The 6,302-nt window shown below is 66.1% G+C and carries 3 protein-coding genes and 1 pseudogene; 3 read left to right on the top strand and 1 reads right to left on the bottom strand.

Annotation, left to right across the window (positions count from 1 at the left end; all coding sequences use genetic code 11):
* Window positions 1-360: pseudogene (locus D7Y11_RS28090) on the bottom strand (energy transducer TonB); the annotation flags it as partial.
* A 230-nt stretch (window positions 361-590) separates the two neighbouring features.
* Between D7Y11_RS28090 and D7Y11_RS28085 the strand changes: the two are divergent.
* The 3 genes from D7Y11_RS28085 (at window position 591) to D7Y11_RS28075 (ending at window position 6,282) form a co-directional block, all read left to right on the top strand.
* The gene (locus D7Y11_RS28085) at window positions 591-3,788 is read left to right on the top strand and encodes a TonB-dependent receptor (RefSeq protein WP_126935240.1); all 3,198 of its coding nucleotides are present in this window, start codon (window positions 591-593) and stop codon (window positions 3,786-3,788) included.
* 30 nt (window positions 3,789-3,818) lie between these two features.
* Complete coding sequence (locus tag D7Y11_RS28080; RefSeq protein ID WP_120580334.1) at window positions 3,819-4,622, top strand: hypothetical protein; 804 nt, start codon at window positions 3,819-3,821, stop codon at window positions 4,620-4,622.
* A 115-nt stretch (window positions 4,623-4,737) separates the two neighbouring features.
* On the top strand, window positions 4,738-6,282 hold the full coding sequence (locus tag D7Y11_RS28075; protein WP_126935239.1) for a radical SAM protein: 1,545 nt from the start codon (window positions 4,738-4,740) through the stop codon (window positions 6,280-6,282).
* Window positions 6,283-6,302: the final 20 nt, after the last annotated feature.

The raw sequence follows: 6,302 nt of genomic DNA, 5'->3' as shown, positions 1-6,302 counted from the left end.
CCCCTCGACCTCGGACTCGCTCGCCTCGGGCTCGTCAGGCTCGGGCGGGGTCTCCGTCTCCTGCGGCTTCTGCTGAGGGATCTCCTTCGGCTGCACGATCACGTCCTTTGGCTTCTTGGGCGTGACCTTCTTCTCCGTCTTCGGCTTCGACGCCGGGGGAGGCGGAGGCGGAGGCGGAGGCGGCGGAGCCATCGTGGCCTTCAGCGTGACCTCGACCTCCTTCTCCTCCACGGGAGGCGGACGCGTGGAGAGATAGGCGACAAGACCCAGCAGGCCAACGTGGAGCAGCGTGGAAACGCCGGCACCCACGCCGAAGCGCGACCTGGGTCCTTGGCCGCGGTCAAGGACTGAATCGAACATGCACGTAACTCCTCTTCACCAGTGGACTACCCGTCCCCGCCATGCCCGGATTGAAGGGCGGCCACCATACAGAAAAGGGTTCCGGGTTCAAGCAACCGTGTCTGGCGCCGCAATCGTGATCGGCCAATGCCCCACTGGTCACCAAAAAGCAACGGTCTATTGACAACTGCTTGACCTCGGATATTTTCCCAAGTCATTTTCGGTTGCAGCCCACCTTGGAGGGGTTAGGTATGCAAGTGAAACAAGTACTTCGGGAAACCGGAGTCGTCCTTGCTGCGGGTCTGTTGTACGGATCCGCAGCTTTCGCGCAGTCCAGCGTCATCATCGGCACTGTCATCAACACTGAAGACAAGAAGCCGGCTGCAGATGTCGTTGTGACCGCCACCTCGCCCAACCTGCAGGGCGAGCAGACCGTGGTTACTGACGCACAGGGTAACTACCGTATTCCCCAGCTCCCGCCGGGCACGTATACGTTGCGGTTCGAAAAGGAGTCGTTCAAGCCTTTCGCCCGCCCTGAAATCCAGCTGCTGCTCAACCGTACCATCCGCGTGAACGTGGAGCTGCTCCCTGAGAGCTTCTCGTCGACGGAGACCATCGTTGGCGCCCCGCCGACGATCGACGTCGGTTCTACGAACCAGGGCCTCAACGTTGATCAGGAGTTCATCAAGCGCATCGCGGTGGCCCGTCCGGTCGGCAAGGGCGGCGCGACGCGCTCCTTTGAATCCCTGGCCGAGCTCGCCCCGGGCGCCCAGTCCGACCAGTACGGCGTGTCCATCAACGGCACGACCTCGCCTGAGAACGGCTACGTGGTGGACGGTCTGTCCACGAACGACCCGGCCTTCGGCGTGAACGCCAGCCCGCTGAGCATCGAGTTCGTGCAGGACGTGAACATCATCACCGGCGGTTACATGCCGGAGTTCGGTCGCTCCACGGGCGGTGTGATCAACGCGGTGACCCGGTCCGGTTCCAACGAGTTCCACGGCTCCGTGTTCGCCAACTGGACGCCGGGCTTCGCGGAAGGCAACCGCAAGCTGGTCATCGAGGACGGCACCACGATCACCGGCCTGAACGCCCTGAGCAACCTGGGCGACTTCGGCGCCACCCTCGGCGGTCCCATCCTCAAGGACAAGCTCTGGTTCTTCGCCGGCTTCGCGCCGTCGTTCCAGCGCTACGAGCACACCCGTGCGCTCAACGCCTTCACGCTGGATGACAACGGCGCGGTGGCGAAGGATGCGAACGGCTTCAGCGTCGTCCAGCAGATCCCGGGTTCCGAGCGGACGTACTTCGCGGACTCCCGCACGATCCAGTTCATGGGCAAGCTGACGTACCTCATCAACCAGGACCACAACGTGTCGTTCGCCCTGAACGGCACCCCGACCGTGTCGGGTGGTCTGGGCAAGCTGCAGATCAGCCCCCGCTCGGGTGGTCTGCCGGCGGCGCAGAACTCGCGCCCTGAGGACATCGGCCAGACTGAGAACCGCGCCAACACCACGGCGCTCGCTCTCAAGTACGCCGGCGCCTTCATGGACAAGAAGGTCCTGGTCGACGCCAACCTCGGTTGGTTCCACCAGACCGCTGGTAACCCTCCGGCGGACGGCAGCGCCATCGGCTCGACGGACGGCCTGGCGGGCTACTCGCTGGCCATGTACACGCGTCGTCGCCCGATCACCACGTTCGAGAACGTCCCCAACGCCGCGGAGTACTGCGGCACGACGGCGGCGGAGCAGGCCGTGCGTTGCCCGGCGACGAACTACTACGTGGGCGGCCCCGGCTTCATGTCCGAGGCGACGCTGGATCGCTACCAGATCAACGCCAAGGCCACCTACCTGCTGAACGCCCTGGGCACGCACGTGTTCAAGGCGGGCGTGGACACGGAGTTCCTGACCTTCGATCAGAAGAAGGCCTACTCCGGTAGCGTGTTCCTCCAGGAGGCTGGTGCCGCGAGCGATGTGCAGCTCAACGGCGTGACCCGCCGCATCTGGTCGGACAACCGCCGCTACGGCTACCAGACGGCCCCGGACACCCCGGTGTTCGAGACCCTGCAGCAGTCGTCCACGAGCGGCACCACCATCGGTGGCTTCCTCCAGGACAGCTGGTCCATCGCCAACCGCGTCACGCTGAACCTCGGCGTGCGCTACGACGTGCAGAACATGTACGGCGGCGACGGCAACCTGGCGCTGAAGCTGGCCAACCAGTGGTCGCCCCGCATCGGCGCCGTGGTGGATCCGTTCGCCAACGGCCGCGCGAAGCTGTTCGTGAACTTCGCCCGTTACTACGAGCAGGTTCCGCTCAACATGATGGACCGCGCCTTCCCGGGTGAGCGTCGCTTCAGCGCGCGTCGCTACCTGTCGGAGCCGGGGTCGGATGTTCCGGGCTGCGACCCGTCCACGCTGGAAGGCCAGCGCGGCAACTGCTCGGATCGCCAGTACATCGTGCCCCGCGCCGAGGCCACGCTGAACTCCAACCAGTACTTCAGCGGCGGTCTGGTGCAGAGCGAGCCGGTCGATCCGGACATCCAGCCCCAGTCGTCCGACGAAGTCGTGGTCGGCGGTGAGTACGAGCTCCTGGCGAACACCCGCCTGGGCGCGACGTACACGCACCGCGACATGGGCAAGGTCATCGAGGACATGAGCCGCGATGACGGCAACACGTACTTCCTCGGTAACCCTGGCAGCGGCTTCGCCAAGGAGTTCCCGACGCCCGTGCGTGACTACGACGCGGTCACCGTCTACCTGAACCGTACGTTCACGGAAGGCTGGCTGGGTCAGGCGAGCTACACGTGGTCCCGCCTGTACGGCAACTACCCCGGTCTGTTCCGCCCGGAGAACAACCAGCTCAACCCGAACATCCTCGCGGACTTCGACCTGGTGGCCCTCCTGAACAACCGCACGGGTCTGCTGCCCTTCGACCGCACGCACGCCATCAAGGTGTTCGGCGCCAAGGAGTTCAACATCTCCAACGCGCTGTCGGCGAGCATCGGTCTGTCCTACCGCGGCAACTCCGGTACGCCCATCAGCTACCTCGGCGCGTACCCGGGCTACGGCCAGGATGAGACGTTCATCCTGCCGCGCGGCAGCGGCGGTCGCACCCCGTGGATCAACAGCGTCGACTCCAACGTGGGCGTGAACTACCGCGTGAGCAAGGACAGCGTGGTGTCCTTCACCCTGGACGTGTTCAACCTCTTCAACTTCCAGGGCGTGGACAGCGTCGACGAGTCCTACACCTTCGAGCAGGTGCTCCCGGTGTACGACGCGAAGACCAACACTGCGGGCTCCGTGTCTGACCTGCCCACGGCTGACAGCGCGGGCAACGTCCCGGCGGCGGCGGGTGGCAAGCTGGCCTACGAAGACGTGAACCAGAACTACAAGAACCCGGACCGTTACCAGGCGCCGCGGCAGATCCGCTTCGGTGTCCGGTACACGTTCTAACCACCCGACCACGTGAGGAAGATCAGCAACATGCGCAAGAGCATTCTTTCAACGCTGGTGATGCTGACGGCCGCGGGCAGCCTGACCGCCTGCGATGTCGAGCAGCCGAACCCCGGGTGCATCGTCCAGGACGCGAGCTTCGCGAACTGGTGGGCGAAGTACGACGTCGTGAGCGGTCCGACCGGCATCAAGCCGGACGGCAGCGCCTGCGGCGCGACCGAGGCGCTCGAGGTGGGTGACAACCTGGGCGTGTGGAAGTTCGCGGACCCGAAGACGGGGAGCAACATCCTCGTGGTTCGGCCGCAGTACATGGCCCGGTTGGGCTCGTCGGACGCGAACAACACGTTCGACAGCCTTCAGGTTACCGGTAACCTGAGCGCCGACACCACGGACGACTTCTGCCTCGCGCCGACGTTCAACACCGCGACCGTGAACCCCACGCAGGCTGGGGTGACCTCGGCCATCTCGTACACGCTGGCGAACATCAAGGTGTACTCGTCGCCCAGCTCTCCGGGCACCCAGATGACGGGTGAGGTCACGTTCACGCGCAATGGCTGCACCTCCACGTACATCATGCGTGCGGTGTGGCCGGCGACCGGCTGCGATCCCCGTGTTGACCAGAACGATCCGGAGCAGGGCTTCTCCAACTGCGGCTCGGGCTCGGGCATCAACCCGGACTTCGCCGTGCAGTGCGAGGCGGTCCCGGAGCGCTTCTGGTTCGGCGACTTCCTGACGGAGGAAGAGGCGGAGTACGTCGAGGAGAACGATGAGTTCCCCCCGAGCTACAACGAGGGTCGCTGCGTCCCGTCGAACAAGATCCCGTCGTTCAAGTAGTCGGCACTGACCGACCCTGAAGGCCAACGCGGCCCCGGCAGCCCCTCCCCCACGCGGGAGTGGCGGTCCGGGGCCGCGCTGTTGTTAGTGTCTGGAATCCACTGTCGGGAGGACCATGGAGGGCCGTTACGAACTCATCGAGCACGTCTGCTCACTGCTGGCGGACGAAGCAGGGACGCTCCGCAAGGAGGCGCCCTACCGGGTCGCGCTCTGCTACCCGAGCCCCTACCACGTGGGCATGAGCTCGCTGGGCTACCAGGCCATCTACCGGGAGGTGCATGAGCACGCGGGCGCGACCGCCGAGCGTGTCTTCCTTCCCGATGATGTCGAGACATACAAGAGAACTAGGACGCCATTGTTTACCTGGGAATCCCAGGCACCCGTGTCTAGCTTTGAAATGCTTGCCTTTTCAGTTGCCTATGAATTGGAGCTTTCAGGGTTGTTCACGATGTTGGATTTGTCTGGTTTGCCGGTTCTTTCAGCGGAGCGGGATGCCAGACATCCGCTGGTGGTGGCGGGTGGCCCGCTGACGTTCTCCAACCCGGATCCGCTGGAGCCCTTCGTGGACGTGCTCGTCCAGGGGGAGGCGGAGGACTTGATCCACGTGCTGCTGGAGGCCGCCGCCTCCATGGAACGCGAGGCGCTGCTGGATCACCTGGCGAAGGTCCCCGGCTTCCGGGTGCCCGGGCGGGGTGGGGCGCGCTACCACGTGGCGAAGGCGACGGACGCCCGGCTGCCAGCGCGCACGCAGATCATCACCCCCCACACGGAGCTCCGGTCGATGTTCCTCATCGAGCCGGAGCGGGGCTGTTCCCGCGGCTGCCACTACTGCGTCATGCGCCGCACCACGAATGGCGGCATGCGCACGGTGCCTCCGGAGCGCATCCTGTCCCTCATCCCTGAGCACGCCAAGCGCGTGGGGCTGGTGGGCGCGGCGGTGACGGACCACCCGCGCATCGTGGAGCTGCTGCGCACCATCGTGGACTCCGGGCGTGAGGTGGGCGTGTCCTCCCTGAGAGCGGACCGGCTCACGCAGGAGCTGGTGGATCAGCTCCGGCGGGGTGGGGCGATGAGCCTCACGGTGGCCGCGGACGGGGCGTCCCAGAAGATGCGGGACCTGGTGGACCGCAAGCACTCCGAGGAACAGATTGTCCGCGCCGCGCAGTTCGCGCGCACGGCGGGCATGAAGCAGCTCAAGGTCTACAACGTGGTGGGCCTGCCCCATGAAGAGGACGCGGACATCGACGAGCTGATCCGCTTCACCACGGAGCTGTCGCGCATCCTGCCGGTGGCGCTGGGGGTCGCGCCCTTCGTGGCCAAGCGCAACACGCCGCTGGACGGGGCGCCCTTCGCGGGGCTGCGCGAGGTGGAGAACAAGCTGGAGCGGCTGCGCAAGGGCCTGCGAGGGCGGGCGGAGGTGCGGCCCACGTCCGCGCGCTGGGCCTGGGTGGAGTACATGCTGGCCCAGTGCGGTCCGGAGGCGGGGCTCGCGGCCATGGACGCCTGGCGCGCAGGGGGCAGCTTCGCCGCGTGGAAGAAGGCCTTCAAGGAGCGCGGGTGCGAGCCGTACATGGCCCGCCGGGTGGAGGACGGGCGGCGCCAGCCCACGGTGTGGCCCATCGTGCCGGGCCGCCCGCCGCCCCAGCCGTCCGCCGCCTGACGGGGCCCGCAAAGGCCGTA

The organism is Corallococcus sp. AB018, from assembly GCF_003986945.1.
Classification (GTDB): domain Bacteria; phylum Myxococcota; class Myxococcia; order Myxococcales; family Myxococcaceae; genus Corallococcus; species Corallococcus exiguus.
This window is presented reverse-complemented; position numbering and strand designations above follow the sequence as displayed.

Excerpts from the sequence above, each read along its gene's own strand:
- D7Y11_RS28085 (WP_126935240.1), top strand. The coding sequence starts at position 591 with ATGCAAGTGAAACAAGTACTTCGGGAAACCGGAGTCGTCCTTGCTGCG.
- D7Y11_RS28080 (WP_120580334.1), top strand. The coding sequence starts at position 3,819 with ATGCGCAAGAGCATTCTTTCAACGCTGGTGATGCTGACGGCCGCGGGC.
- D7Y11_RS28075 (WP_126935239.1), top strand. The coding sequence starts at position 4,738 with ATGGAGGGCCGTTACGAACTCATCGAGCACGTCTGCTCACTGCTGGCG.